We start from the raw sequence: 3,071 nt of genomic DNA, 5'->3' as shown, positions 1-3,071 counted from the left end.
AGCGGCTGCGAATACGTGGACGTGGCCGAGCGGCTGGCCATCGAGCGCGCCTGCGCGCTGTTCCAGTGCGACCATGCCAACGTGCAACCGCACTCCGGTGCGCAGGCCAACGCCGCGGTGTTCCTGGCGCTGACCTCGCCCGGCGATACCGTGATGGGCATGAACCTGGCCCAGGGCGGCCACCTCACCCACGGCAACCCGGCCAACTTCTCCGGCCGGCACTATCGCATCGTGCCCTACGGGCTGGACCCGGCCACCGGCCTGATCGACTACGACGCGATGGAGCGCATCGCACTGGAAACCCGGCCCAAGGTGCTGATCGGCGGCTTCTCCGCCTATTCCCGGCACAAGGACTGGGCGCGCATGCGCGCCATCGCCGACAAGGTCGGGGCGTGGTTCTGGGTGGACATGGCCCACGTCGCCGGGCTGGTGGCCGCCGGCCTGTACCCGGACCCACTGCCGCATGCGCACGTGGTCACCACCACCACGCACAAGACCCTGCGTGGCCCGCGTGGCGGCCTGATCCTCTCGCGTGGGCAGGACGCGGCGTTCAACCGCCGGCTCGACGCCGGCGTGTTCCCGGGCGTCCAGGGCGGCCCGCTGATGCACGTGGTGGCGGCCAAGGCGGTGGCATTGAAGGAAGCCCTGCAACCGGGCTTCCGTGACTACCAGCAGCAGGTGCTGCGCAACGCGCGCGCGATGGCGGCGGTCATCCAGGCCAGTGGCTTCCCGCTGGTTTCCGGCGGCACCGACAACCACCTGATGCTGCTGGACCTGTCATCGCGCCCGTACACCGGCAAGCAGGCCGACCAGGCGCTGGCGCGCGCCCACATCACCACCAACAAGAACACGGTGCCGAACGACCCGCGTCCGCCGCTGGTCACCTCCGGCATCCGCCTCGGCACGCCGGCGGTCACCACGCGCGGCTTCGGCGTGCTCGAGTGCGAACTGCTCGCGCACTGGCTATGCGATGTGCTCGAGGCACTGGCGCAGGACGAGCACGCGCAGCGCCGCGTCAGCGAACGCGTCGCGCGCCAGGTCACCGAGCTGTGCCGACACCATCCGGTGTATCGCCGCGCCACCACCGGCTGAAACGACGGCGGGAGGCGCAGGCATCCTGCGCCTCCCGCCCTGCTGCATGCCGCTTGCCGTGCTTCAGGGCTTCACGAAACGCAGCGTCATCCGGTCGCTCTCGCCGATGGCGGTGTACTTGCCGGCATCGGCGGCGGCGTGGTTGTTGGACGGCGGCAACGTCCACACGCCGTTGGGATGGTCCTTGGTGTCGCGCGGGTTGGCATTGACCTCGCTGCTGGCATCGAGCTTGAAGCCCGCCGCCTCGGCCATGGCGATCACCTGTGCCTGCCCCACGTAACCGCTCTTGTCCTCGGCCGGCACGTCGGCCTTGGCGCGGTGCTCGACCACGCCCAGCGTGCCACCGGGCTTGAGCACGGCGAAGAACGCGCCGAACATGCCCTCGGCCTGGCCGCTGGAGCGCCAGTTGTGCACGTTGCGGAAGGTCAGCACCAGGTCGGCCGAGTTCGGCGCGCCCAGCACCGGTGCGGCCGGGTCATAGGCCACTTCGACGGCCTTGTCGAACAGCGCCGGCGACTCGCTGAACTTCTTCGCCAACCCGTCGCGCGAGCGCTGCTGGTAGTCGCGCCCACCACCGGCCGGCAGCGCCGCCGGGTCCACGACGGCAGCCACGTACTTGCCGCCATCGCGCAGGTAGGGCGCCAGGATCTCCGAATACCAGCCGCCACCCGGGGTGATCTCCACCACGGTCTGGCCCGGCTGCAGGCCGAAGAATGCCAGCGTCTGCGCCGGGTGCCGGTAGACGTCGCGGGCCACGTTGGCCGGCGTGCGCGTGCTGGCATCCACGGCGGCCTGCAGCGAAGCCGGCACCTGGACCTGCGCGCTCGCGGCGGCACTGTCCCTGGCTTCCACCGCGGCACTGGACAGCAGTGCGCTCACGCCCAACAGACAGGCACACAACAACGGGGTTGGCTTGTTCATCACGGACTCCGGCAAGGGGTGTGGCGCGAGCCTAGCACGCGCGCATTTGCATCGATGCACGCCCGGATGTTCACAATGCGTTAGCGCGTGGCCGTGCCGCGGAACGCAGTTTTCAATCCGTTGCCACGGAACCGGAACGTTCAGCCGTTATGCTGCAAGGCTCGGAGAAAAATCAGGGAGATACGCATGCCCCAGTACCGCGAACTTGGCCGTTCCGGCCTGCAGGTCGGCCCCATCGCCTTTGGCGGCAATGTCTTTGGCTGGAGCGCCGACGAGAAGACCTCCTTCGCGCTGCTCGATGCCTTCGTCGAGGCCGGCTTCAACCTGGTCGATACCGCCGACGTCTATCCGGCCTGGGTGCCGGGCAACCGTGGCGGCGAATCGGAAACCATCATCGGCCGCTGGCTGCAGCGCAGCGGCAAGCGTGACAAGGTGGTCATCGCCACCAAGGTGGCCAAGTGGGCCGAGCACCCGGGCCTGTCGGCGGACAACATCAACGCCGCGGTCGAGGACTCGCTGCGCCGCCTGCAGACCGACGTGATCGACCTGTACCAGGCACACGAAGACGACGATGCGGTGCCGCTGGAGGAAACCCTGGGCGCGTTCGCGCGGCTGATCCAGGCCGGCAAGGTGCGCGCCATCGGTGCGTCCAACTACAGCGCCACGCGCCTGCGCGATGCGCTGAAGGTGTCGGCCGACTACAACCTGCCGCGTTACGAGACGCTGCAGCCGGAGTACAACCTGTACGACCGCGCCGGCTACGAGGCCGAACTGGAACCGCTGGCGCGCGAGCAGTCGCTGGGCGTGATCAGTTACTACTCGCTGGCCAGCGGCTTCCTCAGCGGCAAGTACCGCAGCGCCGACGACGCCGCCAAGAGCAGCGCGCGGGGTGCCAAGGTGGTGCAGCAGTACGTCAACCCGCGCGGGCTGCGCATCCTGGCCGCGCTCGATGACCTGGCCGCCCGGCACAAGGCCACGCCGGCGCAGGTCGCGCTGGCCTGGCTGATCGCCCGCCCCGGCATCACCGCCCCGATCGTCAGTGCCACCGGCGTGGAGCA

The 3,071-nt window shown here is 69.4% G+C and carries 3 protein-coding genes; 2 read left to right on the top strand and 1 reads right to left on the bottom strand.

Going from position 1 to position 3,071, the window contains the following annotated elements; translation table 11 throughout:
* The coding region (gene glyA / locus VA603_RS01255) for a serine hydroxymethyltransferase (RefSeq protein ID WP_323437706.1) at positions 1 to 1,092 on the top strand (1,092 nt) is incomplete at its 5' end.
* A gap of 63 nt (positions 1,093 to 1,155) precedes the next feature.
* Here the strand turns inward: glyA and VA603_RS01250 are convergent.
* A complete protein-coding gene (locus VA603_RS01250) occupies positions 1,156 to 2,013 on the bottom strand; it encodes a class I SAM-dependent methyltransferase (RefSeq protein WP_323437705.1) in 858 nt (285 codons plus the stop codon).
* 186 nt (positions 2,014 to 2,199) lie between these two features.
* Here VA603_RS01250 and VA603_RS01245 point away from each other — a divergent pair.
* The coding region (locus tag VA603_RS01245) for an aldo/keto reductase (protein WP_323437704.1) at positions 2,200 to 3,071 on the top strand (872 nt) is incomplete at its 3' end.

Source organism: Stenotrophomonas capsici (assembly GCF_034961085.1).
Taxonomy (GTDB): domain Bacteria; phylum Pseudomonadota; class Gammaproteobacteria; order Xanthomonadales; family Xanthomonadaceae; genus Stenotrophomonas; species Stenotrophomonas capsici.
Note: the sequence above shows the minus strand (reverse complement) of the source record. Positions and strands in the feature narration are given on the sequence as shown.